Consider the following 20,155-nt stretch of genomic DNA (forward strand, 5'->3'; position numbering starts at 1 on the left):
CCGAGCCTCAGCGACGTACGATGAGCCTCGCAGCGCCGCACGCCCCCGGGCGGCAGCGCTCCCCGCAGCCCTGGAGGGACCCCCTGATCGAGACCATCGAGCCCGCCGACGGCGCCGAGGCCGACAGCGCTCTCGTGGCCCGGCTCGGCCGCCGCTTCGCCGCAGGGGAGGAGGCGGCGCTCGCCGAGGCCTACTCGCGCTGGTCGCCGCTGGTCTTCACGCTGGCGCTGCGCTCGCTCGGCGACCGCGGCGACGCGGAGGACGTGGTGCAGCGCGTGTTCGTCTCGGCCTGGACCTCGCGCTCGGGCTTCGACCCCGGACGGGCGGCTCTCGGAGCCTGGCTGGTCGGGATCTCCCGGAGGAGGATCGCGGACGCGCACGAGGCGCGGGCGCGCGAGCGGAGGCTCACCGAGGCCCTCGTCGCCGTCACGCCGGTCGAGGAGGGGGAGGCCCCCGTCGACCTCGAGGCGCGGATCCTGATCGCCGACGAGCTGGCCCGCCTGGATCCCGTCCCCCGGCGGGTGATCGGCCTCGCCTTCTACGAGGACCTCACCCACACCGAGATCGCCGAGCGCACCGGCCTGCCGCTCGGTACCGTCAAGAGCCACATCCGCCGCAGCCTCGACCGGCTCCGCTCCCGCCTGGAGGTGAGCAGCACATGACCCACCTCGATCCCGACGAGCTCGCCCTGCTCGCCCTCGGCGAGCACTCGAGCGACGCCGAGCAGACCCACCTGCGCGACTGCCCCGACTGCGCCCGGCAGCTGGTCGAGCTCGGCCACGCCGCGGGCCTGGGCCGTGCGAGCCGTGCTGTCGAGCTGGAGGCGCCGCCCGCGATCGTCTGGGACCGCATCCGCGAGGAGCTCGCCCTCGGCGACCTCGGGCCCGGCGCCCTGCCGTCGTCGGCCGCTGCCGTGCCGCCTCCGCTCGCCCTTCCCCCGGGACGGCACCGTCCCGCCCGCCGCCGCCGGCCCCGCGCTCTGAGCGCCGTGCTGGCCGCTCTCGGCGCGCTCGTCATCGGGGTCGCGGGCGGAGCCTGGTGGCAGGCCTCGCGGAGCGACGACACCGCCGCCGTCGTGGCGCGCGCTGATCTCGCCGCTTTCCCCGACTGGCAGGGAGCGAGCGGAACCGCCGAGCTGGAGGACGCCGACGGCACCCGCCGCCTGCACGTGCACCTCGATGCGCAGAGCGCGGACGACTCGTACCGGGAGGTCTGGCTCCTCGCCGCCGACGCCTCCGGGCTGGTCGGGCTCGGCGTGCTCGACGGGACCGACGGCGTCTTCGCCGTCCCCGACGACGTCGACCTCGCCGAGTACCCGCTCGTGGACGTCTCCCAGGAGCCGTTCGACGACGACCCGGAGCACTCCGGCGACTCGATCGTCCGCGGCCCCCTGCGCGAGGGCTGAGGCCTAGGCCAAGCGCTCCGCCAGCACGGCCGTGAGCGCCTGCACCGCGGCGGAGGGGCGCGGCGCCGTGCAGACCGAGAGCTCCCAGACCAGCCCCGGCCAGTCGAGCGCGAGGGCCGTGACGCCCTCCAGCGGCTCGACGCCCGCGCGCGGCACGATCGCCGGCCCCAGCCCCGCCTGCACGAAGCGGGGGATCCCCGGCAGATCGGCGACCTCGGTGGCCACCCGGCGCGACGCCCCGGCCTCGCGGAAGGCGAGGTCGACGGCGACCCTGTTGCCGAAGCCGGCGGGCGTGTCCACGAAGGTGAGCCCGTCGAGGTCCTGCGGGGAGGGCGGTCCCGCCGCGGCGAGCGGATGCGCGCTCTCCACCAGCAGGACGTAGTCGCTGCGCACCAGCCGCGTCACCGCCAGGCCCCGCAGCTGCGCCGCGGGCAGTGCCAGCAGAGCGGCGTCGAGCAGGCCGCGGCGCAGGTCCTCGGCGAGACCGGTGGAGCCGGTGGTCGAGGTGCGCAGGAGCAGGTCCACCAGCGGGTGCCGGGTGCGGAAGACGCCGAGTGCGCCGGGCAGGTCGACGAGGTCGAGGGCGGAGAAGGTGCCCACCCGCACCCGCCCGCGGAGCCCCGCCGCGTCGTCGGCCGCGAGCGAGCGCATCCGGTCGAGGCTGTCGATCGCCGATCGGGCCGAGGGCAGGAGCGCCTCGCCGACCGCGGTGAGCGCCACCCGCCGGGTCGAGCGGGCGAACAGCGGCGAGCCGAGCTCCTGCTCGAGCGAGCGGATGCTCGCCGAGAGGGTCGACTGCACGACGAACAGGCGCGCGGCCGCCCGGGTGAAGCTGAGCTCCTCGGCGACGGCGACGAAGGCGGCGAGCTGGCGGTCGTCCATCCGCTCATTATCCAGCAGGGACGATCAATCCAACCGAGATCCTCCGTTGGACACGGATGATGGGGCGGAGCACTGTGGACACCGTGACCACCACCGAGCGCTCCCTCCCGTCTGTCCACCGCCGCGAGCTCCCGCACCGCCACGGCTTCTGGGTGATCGCCGTCGCCTTCCTCACGGTGATGGCGTTCTCGACCGTGCCGACACCGCTCTACGCGATCTACCAGCAGCGCGACGGGTTCCCGGCCTTCGTCGTCACCGTGGTCTTCGCCGCGTACGCGGTCGGAGTCGTGGCGAGCCTCTTCCTCGCCGGGCACGTCAGCGACTGGCTCGGCCGCCGCCGGATCCTGCTCGCGTCGATCCTCGTCGAGGTCCTGGCGGCCGCCGTGTTCCTGCTCTGGCCGGACGTGCCCGGGCTGATCCTCGCCCGCCTGCTGACCGGGCTCGGCGTCGGCGCGCTCACCGCGACGGCCACCGCTCACCTCTCGGAGCTGCGCGCCGTCGCCCGCCCGGAGGAGGGCCCCGGCACCTCCCGCGCCGTCTCCGCCCTCGTCAACATGGGCGGGCTGGCGCTCGGCCCGCTCGTCGGCGGGGTGTTCGCCGTGACGGTGCGCGAGCCCCTGGTCGTCCCGTACGCCGTGTTCCTCGTCCTCCTGGTCGTCCTCGGGATCGGCGTCGCGCTCGTCCCCGAGACGGTCGAGCGGCGCGAGGTCCTCCCGGCCTACCGTCCGCAGCGCCTGGCCGTGCCGGCCGCCTCCCGCGGCGTCTTCCTCTCGGCCGCGGTCGGCGCGTTCGCCGGGTTCGCCGTGTTCGGCCTCTTCACCTCGCTGGCGCCGACCTTCCTCGCCGGGCGCTTCGGCGAGACCTCCCACCTCGAGGCGGGCGCGGTCTCCTTCGGGGTCTTCGCCGCCGGAGCCGTCGCGCAGCTGGTCTCGATCCGGCTGTCCTCGCGGACGGCGCTCCGCCTCGCGGCCGTGGCGCTGACGGCCGGGCTGCTGCTGGTCGCGACCGGTGCCGTGATCGTCTCGGTGTCCGCCTTCATCATCGGCGGGGTGCTCGCGGGAGCGGGCGTGGGCCTGCTCTTCCGCCTGGCGCTCGGAGTCGCCGGCTCGCTCGCCACCGACGAGACCCGCGGCGAGGTGCTCGCGGCCGTGTTCCTCGCCGCCTATCTCGGCCTCGCGGTGCCGGTCCTGGCGATCGGTGCCGCGCTCGCGCTCCTGCCGGCCGTCCCGGTCCTGCTCGGCTTCGTCGCCGTCGTGCTCGTCCTGGTGCTCGCGGCGATCGCCCGGATGCGGCGCACCGCCTGACGCGAGCGGGGGAGGGGCCGCGCGCTGGACAATGGAGGCATGAAGCTCTTCTCGTTCGGACGCGGCGACGCGAACCCCCTCCCCTCCGACGACCGCGGCTCGGGCAAGCTCGACGACTACGACTACGAGCTGCGTCCGAAGTCGCGGCGCGGCGACACCCTCCTCCGCCTCGCCGACTCCCGGCCGCACCAGGACGAGATCGCGCGGGTGCTCGCCCTCGGCGAGGACGAGGTCACGGCCGTGATCCCGCGCCGCACCGCGGAGGAGGAGCGCGTGGACGCTCCGATGCCGGTCCGCCTGTTCGCGGCCCAGCGCCCCTCGGGGCTCGTCGGCCAGGTGCCGCGCGGTCTCGAGAACGTGGTCGAGGCCGCCCTCGCCCGGCTCTCGGAGGCGGGGAGGTCGCCCCGCGTGCCGGCCCGCATCGTGACGGTGAGGGGCGGGCTGCGCGTCGAGCTGCTGATGCACGAGACGCGTGGCTGACGGGCGGAGGGCCCGCCGGGTCGGCGCGGTCCATGGAGGAACCGCACCGCGGCTGATAGCATGAACCGGTTCCGAATCCGAAAGCGACCGCCGGTCGACCCAGGATTCGAGCCACGGAGCAGGCCGGCAGGAAGCTGGTCCTCGGTGGTGGAGTCCCGGACGGCGGCAGCGTGCGACAGAGCACGGGCCGCCGCGGCACGAGTCGCAGGCGGCACGTCCCGCTCGCGGCACAGGTCGCGACAGCCCGGAGCTCTTCTACTGGTGGCCAGCACGAACGCCCTCCACACGACGGCACGGCGCGAAGCCCTGCCGTGGGATCGTCTCGATTCCTGACCGGACCGCTGCTCCGACGAACGCCGGCGCCCAGAAGGGGCGCCGCTGCAGACGTTAAGGAGACAGACCTCTTGGAAGGTCCTGAAATCACATTCGCCGAAGCCGTTCTCGACAACGGCTCGTACGGCACCCGCACCGTCCGCTTCGAGACCGGCCGCCTCGCGCAGCAGGCTCAGGGCGCCGTCGCCGCCTATCTCGACGAGGACACCATGCTCCTCTCGGCCACGTCGGCCTCGAAGAACCCGAAGGACAACTTCGACTTCTTCCCGCTGACCGTCGACGTCGAGGAGCGCTCCTACGCCGCCGGCAAGATCCCCGGCTCGTTCTTCCGCCGCGAGGGCCGCCCCTCCACCGAGGCGATCCTGGTCTGCCGTCTGATCGACCGGCCGCTGCGCCCCTCGTTCGTCGAGGGCCTGCGCAACGAGGTCCAGATCGTCATCACGGTCCTCAGCATCGCGCCGGACGAGTTCTACGACGCCCTCGCGATCAACGCCGCGAGCGCGTCCACGCAGATCTCCGGCCTGCCGTTCTCCGGCCCGGTCGCCGGCGTCCGCCTGGCGCTCATGTCCGACGGCTCCGGCAACGACCAGTGGGTCGCCTTCCCCAAGGCCTCCCAGCTGGAGAACGCCGTCTTCGACCTCACCGTCGCGGGCCGCGTCGTCACCAACGAGGACGGCTCCTCGGACGTCGCCATCATGATGGTCGAGGCCGAGGCCACGGAGTCCTCCTGGAACCTCATCAAGGCGGGTGCGACCAAGCCCAGCGAGGACGTCGTCGCCGAGGGCCTCGAGGCCGCCAAGCCCTTCCTCCGCGCACTCGTCGAGGCGCAGGCGAAGCTCGCCGCCGAGACCGCGAAGCCGGTCAAGGACTACCCGGTGTTCCTGCCCTACGCGCAGGAGACCTACGACAACGTCGCCGAGCTCAGCTACGACGAGCTCGTCCGCGTGTACCAGATCGCCGACAAGGTCGAGCGGCAGGACGCCGACGACGCCCTCAAGGCGCGCGTCAAGGAGCAGATCGCCGAGCGCATCGCCTCGGGTCAGCTGTCGGCCGAGGCCTACAACCAGGTCGGAGCGGCGTACAAGTCCGTCACGAAGGTGGTCGTCCGCGGCCGCATCCTCCGCGACGGCGTGCGCATCGACGGACGCGGCCTGGCCGACATCCGCCCGCTCGACGCCGAGGTGCAGGTCATCCCGCGCGTCCACGGCTCGGCCATCTTCCAGCGCGGCGAGACCCAGATCCTGGGCGTCACCACGCTGAACATGCTCAAGATGGAGCAGCAGATCGACTCGCTGTCGCCCGTCACCAAGAAGCGGTACCTGCACCACTACAACTTCCCGCCCTACTCGACCGGTGAGACCGGCCGCGTCGGATCGCCGAAGCGTCGCGAGATCGGGCACGGCTTCCTCGCCGAGCGCGCCCTCGTGCCGGTGCTGCCGAGCCGCGAGGAGTTCCCCTACGCGATCCGCCAGGTCTCCGAGGCGCTGAGCTCCAACGGCTCGACCTCGATGGGCTCGGTCTGCGCGTCGACCCTGTCGCTCCTCAACGCCGGAGTGCCGCTGCGCGCCCCGGTCGCGGGCATCGCGATGGGCCTCGTGTCCGACGTCGTCGACGGCCAGACCCGCTACGCGGCGCTGACCGACATCCTGGGCGCCGAGGACGCGCTCGGCGACATGGACTTCAAGGTCGCCGGAACCGCCGAGTTCGTCACGGCCATCCAGCTCGACACGAAGCTCGACGGCATCCCGTCGTCGGTGCTCGACGCCGCGCTCAAGCAGGCCAAGGACGCCCGCACCACGATCCTCGCGGTGCTCACGGCGGCCATCGACCAGCCCGACGAGATGGCCCCGACCGCGCCCCGCGTGATCTCGGTGCAGATCCCCGTCGACAAGATCGGCGAGCTGATCGGCCCCAAGGGCAAGACGATCAACGCGATCCAGGACGAGACCGGCGCCGACATCTCCATCGAGGAGGACGGCACCGTCTACATCGGAGCCGTCGACGGCCCGTCGGCCGAGGCCGCGCGTGCGCAGGTCAACGCCATCGCGAACCCGACCAACCCCGAGGTCGGCGAGCAGTTCCTCGGAACCGTCGTCAAGCTCGCGACGTTCGGCGCGTTCGTCTCGCTCCTCCCCGGCAAGGACGGACTGCTGCACATCAGCGAGGTCCGCAAGCTCGCCGGCGGCAAGCGCGTCGAGAACGTCGAGGACGTCCTCGGAGTCGGTCAGAAGCTGCTCGTCCAGATCACCAAGATCGACGATCGCGGCAAGCTGTCCCTCGCGCCCGTCGTGGCCGAGGAGGCCGAGGCCGAGGCTCCCGCCGAGAGCTGATCCCTCCTGCACGACCGTGACGCCCGTCCCACTCCGGTGGGGCGGGCGTCCGTCGTCGGCGGGGGCATGGGGTACGGTGGCGGGACCGCGCCGCACCGCCCCGACCGGAGGACTCCGTGACCGACCCGACGCCCCTGGCCACCGAGCCGGAGACGCCCCTCCTCTCACGCACCCTGGGTCGGACCGGCCTCCCCGTGCATCCGCTCGCCCTCGACGGCTCCGTCTTCGGCTGGGCCGCCGGGATCGACGACACCACCGAGGTGCTCGACGCGTTCGGCCGTCTCGGCGGCACCCTGATCTCGACCGCGGACCACTACGCGACCGGTCGGAGCGAGTACATGATCGGCCGCTGGCTCGAGCAGAGCGGGCTGCGCGAGCGGATGCTGGTCGCGACGAAGGTCGGCCGGCACCCGGACGCGCCTGGCCTCGCCCCGGAGGACGTCCGCATCGCGATCGAGGGGAGCCTCGAGCGGCTCGGCACCCGGATCGACCTGCTCTCGTTCGACAGCGAGGACCCCGGGATCCCCATCGCCGACAGCCTGGCGGCGGTCGCGCCGTTCCTGGCGGACGGCTCGGTCGGCGCCCTGGGCGCCGCGCACTTCAGCGGAGCCGCGATCACGGCGCTGCACGAGACGGCGACCGCGTTCGCACTGCCGTCGCTCTCGGCCGTCGTGTCGGAGTACAGCCTGATGGAGCGCCGGACCTACGAGACCGACGTCGCCCCCGAGGTGGTGCGGCTCGAGCTCGGCACCCTCGCGCGGCTGCCCCTGGCGAGCGGCTACCTCACCGGCGCCCTGCGCAGCCGCACGGACGAGCCGGAGTCGGCCCTGTTCGAGGCGGGCCTGGACTACGTCGGCCGCCACGGCTCCCGCGTGCTCGCTGCCCTCGACGAGATCGCCGGGGCCCACGGCACGGAGCCCGGCGTGGTCGCGCTCGCCTGGGTGCTCTCGCACCAGGAGGTCTCGGCGGCGATCGTCCGGGCGCGGAACGCCGCGGAGCTCGAGTCGCTGTTCGCGGCGGCCGCGCTCCCACTGACCCGGAGCGACATCGCCCAGCTGGACCGCGTCTCCGCCTGAGGCTCTCGCCCGCGGGTCCGCCGCCGTCGGGCGCCGCGCCCCGCGCCGGGCTCGGAGCGGGGCGCGGCGAGGTTCAGCGGCGCAGGATGCGCGCCTCCCACGGGCCTAGCGTCGACCCGGTCGCACCGGCGACGTTGCCGAGGACCGTCTCGGCAGCCGCCCACTCCTCGAGCAGCGGCACGTCGATCGGCTCGCCGGACACGTTCCCGACGACGAGCAGCTCGCCCGGTCCGGTGCGCGTGAAGGCGAAGAGCGCGGGGTGCTCGGGCTCCAGCAGCGCGAAGCGGCCCAGCTGCACCGTCTCATCGGCGTGCCGCAGCGCGATCAGCGCCCGGTAGTACTCGAAGACCGACCGCTCGGCGGCCCGGTCGGCGGCGACGTTCACCTCGGCGGCGTTCGGGTTGACCGCGATCCACGGCTCGCCGGTCGTGAAGCCGGCCTGGGGGCCGTCGTCCCACTGCACCGGCGTGCGGGCGTTGTCGCGGCTCTGCGCGCGCAGCCCGGCGAGCACGATCGCCGGGTCCTCGCCGCGCTCGTCGACGGCCTCGGCCCAGTAGTTCAGGGACTCGACGTCGCGGAAGTCCTCGATGCCGGCGAACGGGACGTTCGTCATCCCGATCTCGTCGCCCTGGTAGATGTACGGCGTGCCGCGCTGGAGGTGGAGGAGCGTCGCCCAGAGGGTAGCGGACTCGTAGCGGTGCGCGCCGTCGTCCCCGAAGCGGGAGACGAGACGCGGCTGGTCGTGGTTGCCGAGGTACAGGCTGTTCCAGCCGCGCTCGGCCAGGCCGTCCTGCCAGCGCGCGAGGTTGGCCTTCAAGGCGACCAGGTCCAGCGGCACCGGGTGGAACTTGTCGACTCCGTGGTCGATGCCGACGTGCTCGAACTGGAAGACCATGTCGAGCTCACGCCGCTCGGGATCCGTCACGAGCACCGCCTCCTCGAGGGTGACCCCGGGCATCTCGCCGACGGTGAGGAAGGAGCCCTCGCGGTGCGCGAACACGGCCTCGTGCATCTCGCGGAGGTACTCGTGGAGCCGCGGACCCACCCCTCCGACGATGCCCGTGCCGCCCTGCTCGCCGTCGACGGCTCCGACGTCCTTCGAGACGAGGTTGATCACGTCCATCCGGAAGCCGTCCACTCCGCGGTCGAGCCAGCGGTTCATCATCGCGTGCACCGCGTTCCGCACCTCGGGGTTCTCCCAGTTGAGGTCCGGCTGCTGCACCGCGAAGAGGTGGAGGAAGTACTCGTCCGTCGCCGGGTCGAGCGTCCAGGCCGGGCCGGAGAAGTAGGAGCGCCAGCCGTTCGGCTCGGCGACGTCGAGGCCGGCGCCGGCGGCCGCCTCGAGCTCGCGGCCGGGCTCGGCCGAGCGGCGCCCGCGGCGCCACCAGTACCAGTCGCGCTTCGGGTCCTCCTGCGAGGAGCGGGACTCGACGAACCAGGCGTGCTCGTCGCTCGTGTGATTGACCACGAGGTCCATCACGATGCGGATGCCGCGCTCGTGGGCCTCCGCGAGGAGCAGGTCGAACTCCTCCAGGGTGCCGAACCGCGGGTCGATGTCCTCGTAGTCCGAGATGTCGTAGCCGTTGTCGTGCTGCGGCGACGGGTAGACCGGCGAGAGCCAGATCACGTCGACCCCCAGGTCGGCGAGGTGGTCGAGCTTCGAGCGGATGCCGCCCAGGTCGCCGATGCCGTCGCCGTTCGAGTCCGCGAACGAGCGCGGGTAGATCTGGTAGACGACGGCGCTCGTCCACCAGGGCGCGGACGTCTCCCGCTCGGGGGAGCCGGAGGTCGGGGCGGCGGTCTCGGAGGGGGTCGGGGCGGCGGAGTCCATGGTCGCGAATCTAGCCCGGACGGCCGACACGGAGGGGCCCGCCGCACCGCTCGCCGGCGCGAGTCGACCCCGCCGGCGGCGCCCGTGTAACGATCTGGTGAACCGTGCGCGACCCGGCGGAGTGGCGGCTCCGGCGCTCGGATACTCTCTCCCCTGGCGGGACCCGAGCCGCCGCAGGGAGAGTGGTGGCGTGCCCAGGGACAGGACCGGCGCCGTCGTGCGGGCTCCCCGTCACAGTGCCGTCCCGCTCCCGCCCGCGGTCTCCCGCGCAGCCGCCTCGAGCGGCGTCCTCGCCGAGACCGGCCCCGTCGAGCCGACCGCCGTCGCACCCTCGCACCGCCGGCCGATGGGCGACTCCGGCCACGACCTCTTCCCCTTCGTGCTCGACGCGGCGGCGCTCGGCCGCGACGACGGTGCCGCGCTGCTCGAGCGCTACGCGGCGTGGGGCGGCAACGGCGTCGTCGTCACCGACTCGAGCCTCGCGGAGGGCGTCGGCGGCTGGCCCGCCGGACACCGCGACCGGGACCGCTTCCTCCTGATCGGCCGCTTCGCCGCTCCGGTCGGCGCGCCCGCGACGCCGCGTGCACTCGTGGACCGTGTCGAGGGGGCGCTGCGCCGCCTCCGCACCGATCGCCTCGATGTGCTGGCGGTCCGCCCCGACGGGGCCGGACGCCTCGACGAGCTCCTCAGCGCTGTCGACGTGATGCTGGCGCGCGGGCTGGTGCGGTCGGTGGTCGCCTCCGGATTCTCTCCGGAGGAGCTGTTCGAGGCGCGCGTCCTGGCCGCCCACGGGCTGCCCCGCCTCGCCGGCGCGGAGGTCCGCTGGAACCTGCTGGAGCGGCCCGGCTCGGAGGGCGATCTCGGCCTCGTCGCCGCCGGCCAGGGACTCGCCCTGCTCGCGACCGTCCCCCTCGCCCACGGGTTCCTCCGCGGCGCCGAGCGCACCCGCCGCGAGCTCGGCCGCCTGCCCGACGGGGCACTCGCCGCCGCCCACCTCGGGCGCCGCGGACGCCGGGTCCTCGCCGTCCTCGACGCGATCGGTGCCGAGCTCTCGGCCGCTCCCGCCGCCGTCGCCCTGGCCTGGCTGCTCGGCCGGCCGCGGCTGACCGCCGCGACGGTCGCCCCGCGCTCACCCGCCGACGTGGACGCGCTGGTGCGCGCGGTCTCGCTCGAGCTCGACCCCGGACACCTGGCCGCGCTGGAGCGCGCGCGCCGCTGACCGCGCCCGTCCGCGACGCCCCCTGCACCTCTCCCGCCACGGCGCGACAGCCCGGCTCGGGCCGCCGTCGCGGTGGCCTAGGGTGGGCACGATGAATCACGGAGTCGCACTGCCCCTCGACCAGCCGGAGACGTCAGTCCGGGCCGCAGGCGGATCCACGGTCCGCCGCTCCGTCCTCCCGAGCGGTGTCCGCATCCTCAGCGAATCGGTGCCCGGCGCCCGCAGCGCCACGATCGGCTTCTGGGTCGCCGCGGGTTCTCGCGACGAGCGGCCCGGCCGCCCCGCGACCGCGGGCGAGCCCGCCGTGCCCTCCAACGTCGGCTCGACGCACTTCCTCGAGCACCTGCTGTTCAAGGGCACGCAGAAGCGGTCCGCCCTCGACATCGCCGTGTCCTTCGACTCCGTGGGCGGGGAGCACAACGCTCTCACCGCCAAGGAGTACACCTGCTACTACGCCAAGATCCAGGACCGCGACCTCCCGATGGCGGTCGAGGTGATCGCCGACATGGTGACCTCGAGCCTGATCGATCCGGACGAGTTCGAGACCGAGCGCGGGGTCATCCTCGAGGAGCTGGCGATGGCGGACGACGATCCGGCCGACGTGGCGGGCGAGAAGCTGTTCGAGGCCGTGTTCGGCGACCACCCGCTGGGCCGCCCGATCGGGGGCACCGCCGCGACCATCGGCGAGGCCACCCGGGACGCGGTCTGGGCGCACTACCGCGCCGCCTACCGCCCGCGCGACGTGGTGATCACCGTCGCCGGCGCCGTCGACCACGAGGTGCTCGTCGCTCTGCTCCAGCGGGTCCTCGTCGCCGACGGCTGGGACCTCGGCACAGCGGCCCCGCCCGTCGAGCGGCGCGTCGGCGGCCGTGCGTCCTACACACGCGGCAGGGCCCTGTCGGTGGTGCACCGCCCCACCGAGCAGGCGAACCTGCTGGTCGGCTTCCCCGGTCTCGCAGCGGGCGACGAGCGGCGGATGACGATGGGCGTCCTCAACTCGATCCTCGGCGGCGGCATGTCCTCGCGGCTGTTCCAGGAGGTGCGCGAGAAGCGCGGCCTGGCCTACTCCGTCTACTCCTTCGCCCCGTCCTACTCGGACGCCGGCCTCTTCGGGCTCTACGCCGCGTGCACCCCGGCGAAGGCGGGGACGGTCGCCGAGCTCCTGCTCACCGAGTTCCACCGCCTCGCCGAGGACGGCGTCACCGACGACGAGCTCGCGCGCGCCCGCGGCCAGCTCTCGGGAGCGGCGGCGCTCGCGCTGGAGGACTCCGACACCCGGATGTCGCGCCTCGGACGCGCCGAGCTGACCTTCGGCGAGTTCGTCGACCTCGACGAGAGCCTGCGCCGACTCGCCCTCGTCGGCGCGGAGGACGTCCAGGCACTCGCGGCAGACTTGGCCCGGGGGCCGTCGTCGATCTCGGCCGTCGGCGCGGTCGACGAGTCGGCCTTCGCCGGGATCGCCGGGATCGAGAGCGCCTCCGCGATCTGATCCGATCGTCGAACGCCCGCTGACCGCGCACCGCCGCGCCGCACCAGGGAGGACCCCGTGTCCCACTACATCTACCTCGTCCGCCACGGCGAGCAGCAGGACGCCGAGCACGGCATGCCGGACGGCCCGCTCTCGGCCCGTGGTGAGCGCCAGGCGAGGCTCATCGCCGAGCGGCTCGGCGGAGTCCCCTTCACCGGAGCGTGGCACTCCCCGCTGCGCCGGGCCGAGGAGACGGCCGCACGCTTCCAGACGCTTCTGCCGAGCCTGCCGCTCCAGCCGTCCTCGCTGCTGTTCGACTGCATCCCCTCGGGGCCGACCCCGGACATGCCCAAGGCGTTCGAGCCCTTCTTCGGCAGCGTCACCGCGGCCGAGATCGAGGCGGGGCACGCGCAGATGCAGGACGCGGTGGCCGAGTTCCTGGCACCGTCGCGCGAGGACCGCCACGACCTCCTCATCACCCACAACTTCGTGATCGGCTGGTTCGTCCGCCACGTGTTCGACGCTCCCGACTGGCGGTGGCTGGGCCTCAACCAGGCCAACTGCGGGCTGACGATCATCCGCGTCCGCTCCCGCAAGCCGCCGGTGCTCGTCGTGCACAACGATCTCTCGCACCTGCCCGTGGAGCTGCGCACCGGCCTGCCCGAGGCCCAGCCGTACTGAGCTGCGGGCTACGCTGAGTCGGTGACTACCTCCGTCGCCGTGGTCGGCGCGTCCGGCCGACTCGGCTCGTTCACCTGCTCGCTCATCGAGGCGTCGAGCGAGTTCTCGCTCGTCGCGCGGCTCGGCTCGCGGAGCGATCCCGCCGAGATGCTCGCGGCCGACGTCGTCGTCGACATGACCGTGCCGGCCGTCAGCCAGCAGATCGTCGACTTCGCCGTGGCCAACGGGAGGAAGGTGCTCGTCGGCACCTCCGGCTGGACCGGCGACCGGATCGCGGCCCTCCGGCGCAGCGTCGCCGAGCAGCCGGAGGCCGGCGTCGTGATCATCCCCAACTTCTCGCTGGGCTCGGTGCTCGCGACCGCGCTGGCCACCGTGGCCGCGCGCTTCTTCGACGCCGCCGAGATCGTCGAGACCCACGGCGCCCGCAAGGTCGACTCGCCCTCCGGGACCGCGGTCCGCACGGCCGAGCTGCTGCTGCGCGCCCGGGCCGAGCTCGGTCCGGTGCAGGCTCCGCACACCGACCAGCGGGCCCGCGGCCAGCAGGTCGCGAGCGTCCCGGTCCACAGCCTCCGCCTGCCCGGAGTGGAGGCGCGCCAGGAGGTCGTCTTCGGCGGCACCGGCGAGACGGTCACCATCCGGCACGACACCACCTCGCAGGCGTCCTACGAGCTGGGCGTCCTGCGCGCTCTCGACGCGGTCCGGACGACCACGGGCGTGGTGGTGGGCCTCGACGCGCTGATCGACCTGCGCGCCGCCTTCGACGCCGCGCCTCTCGACGAGCGGCCGGTCGACGAGCAGCCCGTCATCGACCGGGCTCCGTCCGGCCAGGCCGCCGCAGCGACGAGCACCCCGTGAGGACCCGCATCGGCGTCGTCCTGATGGCGGTCCTGCTCGCCCTCTACCTGTTCGTCTGCCTGCAGTACTCCGTCGTCGCCTTCGCCGCGGCGACGGTGCCCGGCATCGTGATGGGCGTCGGCCTGCTGATCCTCGGCGCCGTCGGCGTCTGGGGGCTCGTGCGCGAGCTGCTGTTCGGGCTCCGCGCCGAGAAGCTGGCCCGTCGGCTGGAGGGCGAGAACGCGCTGCCGCAGGAGGTCCTCGACTCGCGGGCCAGCGGGCGTCCGCTCCGGGAGGAGGCGGACGCGCTGTTCCCGCAGTACGCGGAGGAGGTCGACGCGCAGCCCGGGAGCTGGCGTGCCTGGTACCGCCTCGGCCTCGCCTACGACGCCAGTGGCGACCGCAAGCGCGCCCGAGGCGCCATCCGCCGGGCCATCGCGCTGGAGCACGAGGCTCCGGCCTGACCGCTCGGCCGCGACTCGAGCGCGGCTCTCCGGGCGAGAACCGCTCGGGCGGCCGGGATCAGGCGAGCACCCACTCCAGCGCCGCGCCGACCGTGCGGTGGCGGAACTCGAAGCCGTCGTCGAGCAGCCGCTGGGGGACCAGGCGCTGGCTCGAGAGCAGGAGCTCGTGCCCGGCGTCGCGCAGCGCGAGCTCGATGATCTTCTCGGGGACGGCCAGCTTGAACGGGCGGTGCAGCTGCTCGGCGAGGGTGCGCATCACGTCGTTCGCGGTCGCCGGCACCGGTCCGGCGAGGTTCACCGGGCCCGAGAGCGAGGACGTGAGCAGGTGGCGGATCGCCGCGGCCTCGTCATAGAGGCTGATCCAGGGCCAGGCCTGGTTGCCGCTGCCGAGGGGTCCGCTGAGGCCGAGCTTCGTCAGGGGCAGGAGCGGCTTGAGCGCGCCGCCGTCGCCGAGGACGAGCCCGGTGCGAGCGGTGACCACCCGCGTGGCCTCGGGCGCGAGGTGAGCGGCCTTCTCCCAGCGGTCGACGACGTCGGCGAGGAACCCGTCGCCACGCGAGGACTGCTCGGTGAGCTCCTCGCCCGGGCGGTCTCCGTAGTAGCCGACCGCGGAGGCGTTGATCAGCGTCGTCGGCGGGGTCGAGGACATCCGCATCGCGTCGGTGAGGGTCTGCGTGGACTGGATCCGCGAGTCGAGGATCTCCCGCTTGTAGGACGCGGTCCACGGCAGGCGGCTGATCGAGGCGCCGGAGAGGTTGATCACGGCGTCGACGCGGTCGAGCACGCTGAAGTCGAGCATGTGGGAGGTGGGCGCCCAGTGGAACTCGTCCGGGCTCGACGGCGCGTGGCGCACCAGGCGCAGGATCTCGTGCCCCTCGGCGCGCAGCTGGCGGGTCAGCTCGGAGCCGATCATCCCGCTGGCGCCCGAGATCAGGACGCGGAGCCGGGGAGCGGACGCATTCGGCCGGGCCGAGGGCAGCTCGGACGGCGTCGACACGTGCTCGCCCGGCGTGCGCGCGGCGCGTCGCGGCGAGCCGGAGTCCGTGGTCCCGTCGTGGTCGGAGTGCCGTGCGGATGAGTCGCTCATGGTGCCTCCCGGAGCCGGTCGCGGGCCGCCCGCGAAGCGGACCCAGCCTAGAGCCTCACGCCCGGGAGCCGGCCGAGCGCCCGACCAGGCCGGCCCGCGCGAGCACGAGGTAGAGCTCGCAGCCCAGGCAGAGGCCGAACACGGCGTTGAGGAAGGCGGCGAGGAAGGCGACGGCCGCGGCGACCGGAACCGATCCCGGGACGCCGGCGACGTGCAGGAGGACGCCGGCGCCGGTCACCACCAGGCCGATCAGCTGGGCGAAGCGCGGCGGGCGGGCGTCCTCCCACTCGCGCGGCGGTGCCAGGTGCGGCCGGATCACCCGGCGGAACAGCACCGCCCAGGGGCCGGAGCCGACGCCGCGCGCGGCCGACCAGGCGAAGAGGGCGGCGAGCGCGAGCAGCAGGAGGAAGCCGGGCTGGGAGAGCCGGCCGTCGAGGTCGGCCCGGGCCGCGGCCGCGAGCCCGAGGCCCACGGCCGTGAGGAGGAGTGCGGCGGTGACTCCGGCGGCGACCCTCGGGCCGCGGGGATCGACGGTGCCGGACGGGGGAGTGGCGCCGGTGGTGGAGGGGGAGCGGGTGCTCATCATGTCTCCTGGAGTCGGTCGAGCTCGATGGTCAGGGCGGCCCGGGTCGGAGCGCCGCCGACGCGGCTGCGCGGCACTCCGTCTCGATCGAGCAGGAGGAGCGTGGGCGTCTGCCGGACGCGGAAGCGCGCCGCAAGGTCGGGGCGGTGCGTCAGATCGACGTCGAGGTGCGCCAGCCCGGGCCGCTGCTGGGCGAGCTCCCCGAGCATCCGTCGCACTGCAGGGCACCGCGTGCAGACGTCGGTCGAGAACTGCACGACTGTGGCCCGGGTCCCGAGCACTGCGCCGGGGACGAGCTCGCCGGGGTCGATCGCGGGGTCCTGGCGCGAGGGGGCGCTCGCGACGCGCCCTGAGCGGGCCCGATGGACAGCCCCGAGGACGACGCCCAGCACGACGAGGCCGAGCAGTGCGGCGAGGATCGTCACGGGCTCCATCCGGGAAGCGTAGGTCGGCGCGGGCGCTGCGCGGACGACTGTTTCGGGATGTGACGACGGCCGCGGTCGGAGCGTGGTCTAGGTTCGATCCGTGACCGAACAGAGCAGCCTCAGCGCAGACCCGAGCAGTCCCGTCTTCCGCAGCGACGTCGTCGTCGAGCTGGTCCGCGCGAGCGCCCACGACTCCGACGTGCTGTTCGCGGCCCGCGTCTCGACCCAGGGCGAGAAGACGCTCGCCGAGGCGCTCGACGGCGAGGAGTCCGACGCCGAGCTGCAGCGCAAGCGCGACCGCGGCCTGATCAACTACCTCATGCGCGACCGCCACGGCTCGCCGTTCGAGCACAACTCGATGACCTTCTACGTGCAGGCGCCGATCTTCGTCTTCCGCGAGTTCATGCGGCACCGCATCGCCTCCTACAACGAGGAGTCGGGCCGCTACCGCGAGCTCCGTCCGGTCTTCTACGTGCCCGGCCCCCGCCGCAACCTCGTGCAGGTCGGCAAGCCCGGCGCCTACTCCTTCGAGCCGGGCACCCCCGAGCAGGCCGAGCTCGTCGCCGAGGAGACGCGCCGCGTCAGCACGCAGGCCTACGAGTCGTACCGGCGGATGCTCGGCGAGGGCGTCGCCCGCGAGGTCGCCCGGATCGTCCTCCCGCTGAACATCTACTCGTCGATGTACGTCACGCTCAACGCCCGCTCGCTGATGAACTTCCTCTCCCTGCGCACCAAGCGCGAGGACTCGACATTCCCCTCCTTCCCGCAGCGCGAGATCGAGATGGCGGCCGAGCAGATGGAGACGCACTTCCAGGAGCTGATGCCCCTCACGGCCGCCGCCTTCACGGCGAACGGCCGCGTCGCTCCGTAGCCCGCCGCCCGGCGAGGACGAGCGGGCCGTCCCGCCCGATCCGCCTGCTGCCGTCCGCGCGGGCGGCTGTGGGAACCTCCTCCCGGCGGCGCGGCGGCGACCCGCTACCCTGGCAGCGTGTCAACTCCGGAGAATCCCTTCGGCCAGGTCCTGGTCGCCCTGGTCACCCCGTTCACCGCCGACGGCGAGGTCGACTGGCCCGGTGTCGAGAAGCACATCGACGACTGCATCGCAGCGGGCGCGGACGGCATCGTGGTCACCGGGACCACGGGCGAGACCAGCACCCTGACCGACCCGGAGAAGATCCGCCTCGTCGAGGTCGGCCGCTCGGTCGCCGGGGGCCGCGCCAAGATCATCACGGGAGGCGGCTCGAACGAGACCGCCCACGCCATGCAGCTCGCCCGTCAGAGCGAGAAGGCCGGCGCCGACGGCAACATGATCGTCACCCCGTACTACAACAAGCCCACGCAGGCGGGCGTGCTCACCCACTTCCGGATGATCGCGGATGCGACGGACCTGCCGGTGATCCTCTACGACATCCCCGGCCGCACCGGCGTGCCGATCCGCTACGAGACGATCCTGCGGGCGGCCAAGCACCCGAACATCCTGGCCGTGAAGGACGCGAAGGGCGATCTCTCCGAGGTCAGCCGCGTGCTCAACCAGACCGACCTGATGTACTTCTGCGGCGACGACGCGAACGTGCTCCCCGAGCTCGCCATCGGCGCCACGGGGCTCATCGGCGTCACCGCGAACATCGCCGCCGCGCCGTACCGCACGATCGTCGACGCCGTGAACGCGGGCGACCTCCACGCGGCCACCCGCGCGCACCAGCAGCTCGAGCCGCTCGTGCGCGCCGTGATGACGCACGTCCCCGGGACCGTCGCCGCGAAGTACATCCTGCACGGCCTCGGCCGCATCTCCTCGCCGCGCGTGCGGCTGCCCCTGGTCGGCCCGGAGGAGTCGGAGGCGGCGCTCATCGAGGACGAGCTCGGCCTGGTCCGCGACATCCCGGGCGTCGACTTCCGCAACTTCCGGCCCGACCGCAACGCCGCGGCCGGCGGCGCCCTCCCGAAGGTCGCCGGCACCACCCGCTGAGCCCGAGCGGCACGTCCCGAGAAAGCACCGCTGGAGAAGGAGGGCGCATGCCCGGTCCCGTGATCATCCCCGCCCCGCTCGCTCCGGGAACGCTCCGGATCATCCCCCTCGGCGGCCTCGGCGAGATCGGCCGCAACATGACCGTCTTCGAGATCGACGGCAGGCTCCTGGTCGTCGACTGCGGCGTGCTCTTCCCGGAGGAGGACCAGCCGGGCGTCGACCTGATCCTCCCGGACTTCACGCCCATCCGGGACAGGCTCGACGACATCGTCGGAGTGGTCCTCACCCACGGCCACGAGGACCACATCGGCGCCGTCCCCTACCTGCTCCGCCTGAAGCGCGACATCCCGCTGATCGGCTCCACCCTCACGCTCGCCCTCGTCGAGGCGAAGCTCAAGGAGCACCGGATCACGCCGTACACGCTCACGGTGAAGGAGGGCGACGTCGAGAACCTCGGGCCCTTCGAGCTCGAGTTCGTCGCCGTGAACCACTCGATCCCGGACGCGCTGGCCGTGTCGATCGTCACCGACGCGGGCTCGGTGCTGCACACCGGCGACTTCAAGATGGACCAGCTGCCGCTCGACGGCCGGATCACCGACCTGCGCGCCTTCGCCCGCCTCGGCGAGGAGGGAGTCGACCTGTTCATGGTCGACTCCACCAACGCCGACGTCCCCGGCTTCACGCCGAGCGAGCGCGACATCGGCCCGGTCATCGAGAGCGTCATGGCCAGGGCGACCCGCCGCGTCATCGTCGCGAGCTTCTCCAGCCACGTGCACCGGGTGCAGCAGGTGCTCGACGCGGCCCACGCCACGGGCCGCCGCGTGGCGCTGCTCGGCCGCTCCATGGTCCGCAACATGCGCATCGCCGCGGATCTCGGCTACCTGCACGTCCCTCCGGGAGTCCTGGTCGACATGAAGAAGTCGGGCGACGTCCCCGAGGACAGGATCGTCTACATGTCCACCGGGTCGCAGGGCGAGCCGATGGCCGTCCTCAGCCGGATGGCCAACCTCGATCACCAGATCGAGCCGGGGGAAGGCGACACCGTGATCCTCGCCTCCAGTCTCATCCCCGGCAACGAGAACGCGGTGTACCGGGTCATCAACGGGCTCACGCGGCTCGGAGCGACCGTCGTGCACAAGGGCAACGCGAAGGTGCACGTGTCCGGGCACGCCGCGGCCGGCGAGCTCCTCTACTGCTACAACATCCTCAAGCCGCTGAACGTGATGCCGGTGCACGGCGAGTACCGGCACCTGGTCGCGAACGCGCAGCTCGCGCGTGAGACCGGGATCGCGGAGGAGAACACGATCATCGCCGAGGACGGCACCGTGATCGACCTGCTCGACGGCAGGGCGACCGTCGTCGGACGGCTCGACCTGGGGTTCGTCTACGTCGACGGATCGTCGGTGGGCGAGATCACCGACGCCGACCTCAAGGACCGGCGGATCCTCGGCGAGGAGGGCTTCATCTCGATCATCGTGGTGGTCGAGGCGGGCACGGGGCGGATCGTCGTCGGCCCCGAGATCCACGCGAAGGGCTTCGCGGAGGACGACAGCGTCTTCGACGAGGTCAAGCCGCGGATCGCGGCCGCGCTCGAGGAGGCGGTGCGGAACGGGGCGAGCGATCAGCACGCGCTCTCGCAGGCCGTCCGTCGCGTCGTCGGCCGCTGGGTCAACACCTCCTACCGCCGCCGGCCCATGATCGTGCCGCTCGTCATCGAGGCCTGAGCCTCCCGGCCGGCGGCGGATCGGCGCCTGCCGTCGCGGCGCGGGTCACCGGCCCTGACGGGG

At 73.3% G+C, this 20,155-nt stretch carries 19 protein-coding genes; 14 read left to right on the top strand and 5 right to left on the bottom strand.

All coding sequences use genetic code 11. From position 1 onward, the window contains the following. The first annotated feature begins 20 nt into the window (after positions 1–20). A complete protein-coding gene (locus tag C5B92_RS11555) occupies positions 21–662 on the top strand; it encodes an RNA polymerase sigma factor (protein ID WP_104226288.1) in 642 nt (213 codons plus the stop codon). Further along, a complete protein-coding gene (locus tag C5B92_RS11560) occupies positions 659–1,405 on the top strand; it encodes an anti-sigma factor (protein WP_104274063.1) in 747 nt (248 codons plus the stop codon). Before C5B92_RS11555 ends, C5B92_RS11560 begins: the two co-directional genes overlap by 4 nt. Before the next feature lie 3 nt (positions 1,406–1,408). Here C5B92_RS11560 and C5B92_RS11565 read toward each other — a convergent pair whose 3' ends face one another. Beyond that, the gene (locus C5B92_RS11565; RefSeq protein ID WP_104274062.1) at positions 1,409–2,287 is read right to left on the bottom strand and encodes a LysR family transcriptional regulator; all 879 of its coding nucleotides are present in this window, start codon (positions 2,285–2,287) and stop codon (positions 1,409–1,411) included. Between the two features lie 83 nt (positions 2,288–2,370). Between C5B92_RS11565 and C5B92_RS11570 the strand changes: the two genes are divergently transcribed. The 4 genes from C5B92_RS11570 to C5B92_RS11585 all read left to right on the top strand — a co-directional run bounded on the left by C5B92_RS11570 (position 2,371) and on the right by C5B92_RS11585 (position 7,810). Continuing rightward, entirely contained in the window at positions 2,371–3,591 is a 1,221-nt protein-coding gene (locus tag C5B92_RS11570) for an MFS transporter (RefSeq protein WP_258059399.1), read from the top strand. A gap of 39 nt (positions 3,592–3,630) precedes the next feature. Then, on the top strand, positions 3,631–4,071 hold the full coding sequence (locus C5B92_RS11575; protein ID WP_104233257.1) for a hypothetical protein: 441 nt from the start codon (positions 3,631–3,633) through the stop codon (positions 4,069–4,071). Between the two features lie 404 nt (positions 4,072–4,475). After that, positions 4,476–6,734 (top strand): polyribonucleotide nucleotidyltransferase, encoded by a 2,259-nt coding sequence (locus tag C5B92_RS11580; RefSeq protein ID WP_104226293.1) that lies wholly within the window; start codon positions 4,476–4,478, stop codon positions 6,732–6,734. Positions 6,735–6,850: 116 nt separating this feature from the next. Then, on the top strand, positions 6,851–7,810 hold the full coding sequence (locus C5B92_RS11585; protein WP_104233259.1) for an aldo/keto reductase: 960 nt from the start codon (positions 6,851–6,853) through the stop codon (positions 7,808–7,810). A gap of 73 nt (positions 7,811–7,883) precedes the next feature. On the opposite strand, the gene C5B92_RS11590 is transcribed toward C5B92_RS11585, so the two are convergent. Next, positions 7,884–9,641 (bottom strand): alpha-glucosidase, encoded by a 1,758-nt coding sequence (locus C5B92_RS11590; RefSeq protein WP_104274061.1) that lies wholly within the window; start codon positions 9,639–9,641, stop codon positions 7,884–7,886. A gap of 190 nt (positions 9,642–9,831) precedes the next feature. On the opposite strand from C5B92_RS11590, the gene C5B92_RS11595 reads away from it, so the two are divergent. The 5 genes from C5B92_RS11595 (at position 9,832) to C5B92_RS11615 (ending at position 14,307) form a co-directional block, all read left to right on the top strand. Beyond that, positions 9,832–10,860, top strand: a complete 1,029-nt coding sequence (locus tag C5B92_RS11595; RefSeq protein WP_181028815.1) for an aldo/keto reductase — start codon at positions 9,832–9,834, stop codon at positions 10,858–10,860. A gap of 91 nt (positions 10,861–10,951) precedes the next feature. Then, positions 10,952–12,349, top strand: a complete 1,398-nt coding sequence (locus C5B92_RS11600; protein ID WP_104255581.1) for a pitrilysin family protein — start codon at positions 10,952–10,954, stop codon at positions 12,347–12,349. Positions 12,350–12,406: 57 nt separating this feature from the next. Further along, on the top strand, positions 12,407–13,009 hold the full coding sequence (locus C5B92_RS11605) for a histidine phosphatase family protein (RefSeq protein WP_104224462.1): 603 nt from the start codon (positions 12,407–12,409) through the stop codon (positions 13,007–13,009). Positions 13,010–13,030: 21 nt separating this feature from the next. Continuing rightward, positions 13,031–13,864, top strand: coding sequence for a 4-hydroxy-tetrahydrodipicolinate reductase (dapB, locus tag C5B92_RS11610; RefSeq protein ID WP_104255565.1), 834 nt, complete (start codon positions 13,031–13,033; stop codon positions 13,862–13,864). After that, positions 13,861–14,307 carry a hypothetical protein gene (locus tag C5B92_RS11615; RefSeq protein WP_104250175.1) on the top strand — a complete coding sequence of 149 codons (447 nt, stop codon included), beginning with the start codon at positions 13,861–13,863 and terminating at the stop codon, positions 14,305–14,307. The genes dapB and C5B92_RS11615 overlap by 4 nt, the downstream gene beginning before the upstream one ends. A gap of 58 nt (positions 14,308–14,365) precedes the next feature. Here the strand turns inward: C5B92_RS11615 and C5B92_RS11620 are convergent, their stop codons facing one another. From C5B92_RS11620 to C5B92_RS11630, 3 genes are read right to left on the bottom strand one after another with little or no spacing between them, the layout of a single operon-like run. Further along, a complete protein-coding gene (locus tag C5B92_RS11620; RefSeq protein WP_104350418.1) occupies positions 14,366–15,394 on the bottom strand; it encodes a TIGR01777 family oxidoreductase in 1,029 nt (342 codons plus the stop codon). A gap of 55 nt (positions 15,395–15,449) precedes the next feature. Further along, positions 15,450–15,977, bottom strand: coding sequence for a DUF4395 domain-containing protein (locus C5B92_RS11625; RefSeq protein ID WP_104350419.1), 528 nt, complete (start codon positions 15,975–15,977; stop codon positions 15,450–15,452). After that, positions 15,977–16,411 carry a thioredoxin family protein gene (locus C5B92_RS11630; RefSeq protein WP_104233266.1) on the bottom strand — a complete coding sequence of 145 codons (435 nt, stop codon included), beginning with the start codon at positions 16,409–16,411 and terminating at the stop codon, positions 15,977–15,979. Before C5B92_RS11630 ends, C5B92_RS11625 begins: the two co-directional genes overlap by 1 nt. Positions 16,412–16,502: 91 nt before the next feature. Here C5B92_RS11630 and thyX point away from each other — a divergent pair, with 91 nt between their 5' ends. The 3 genes from thyX to C5B92_RS11645 all read left to right on the top strand — a co-directional run bounded on the left by thyX (position 16,503) and on the right by C5B92_RS11645 (position 20,092). Beyond that, positions 16,503–17,273 (top strand): FAD-dependent thymidylate synthase, encoded by a 771-nt coding sequence (gene thyX / locus C5B92_RS11635; protein WP_104224468.1) that lies wholly within the window; start codon positions 16,503–16,505, stop codon positions 17,271–17,273. Positions 17,274–17,390: 117 nt separating this feature from the next. Further along, a complete protein-coding gene (gene dapA / locus C5B92_RS11640) occupies positions 17,391–18,368 on the top strand; it encodes a 4-hydroxy-tetrahydrodipicolinate synthase (protein WP_104224469.1) in 978 nt (325 codons plus the stop codon). Positions 18,369–18,415: 47 nt separating this feature from the next. Then, the gene (locus tag C5B92_RS11645) at positions 18,416–20,092 is read left to right on the top strand and encodes a ribonuclease J (protein ID WP_104224470.1); all 1,677 of its coding nucleotides are present in this window, start codon (positions 18,416–18,418) and stop codon (positions 20,090–20,092) included. Positions 20,093–20,155: the final 63 nt, after the last annotated feature.

This window comes from Rathayibacter sp. AY1A4 (assembly GCF_002930955.1).
GTDB lineage: Bacteria > Actinomycetota > Actinomycetes > Actinomycetales > Microbacteriaceae > Rathayibacter.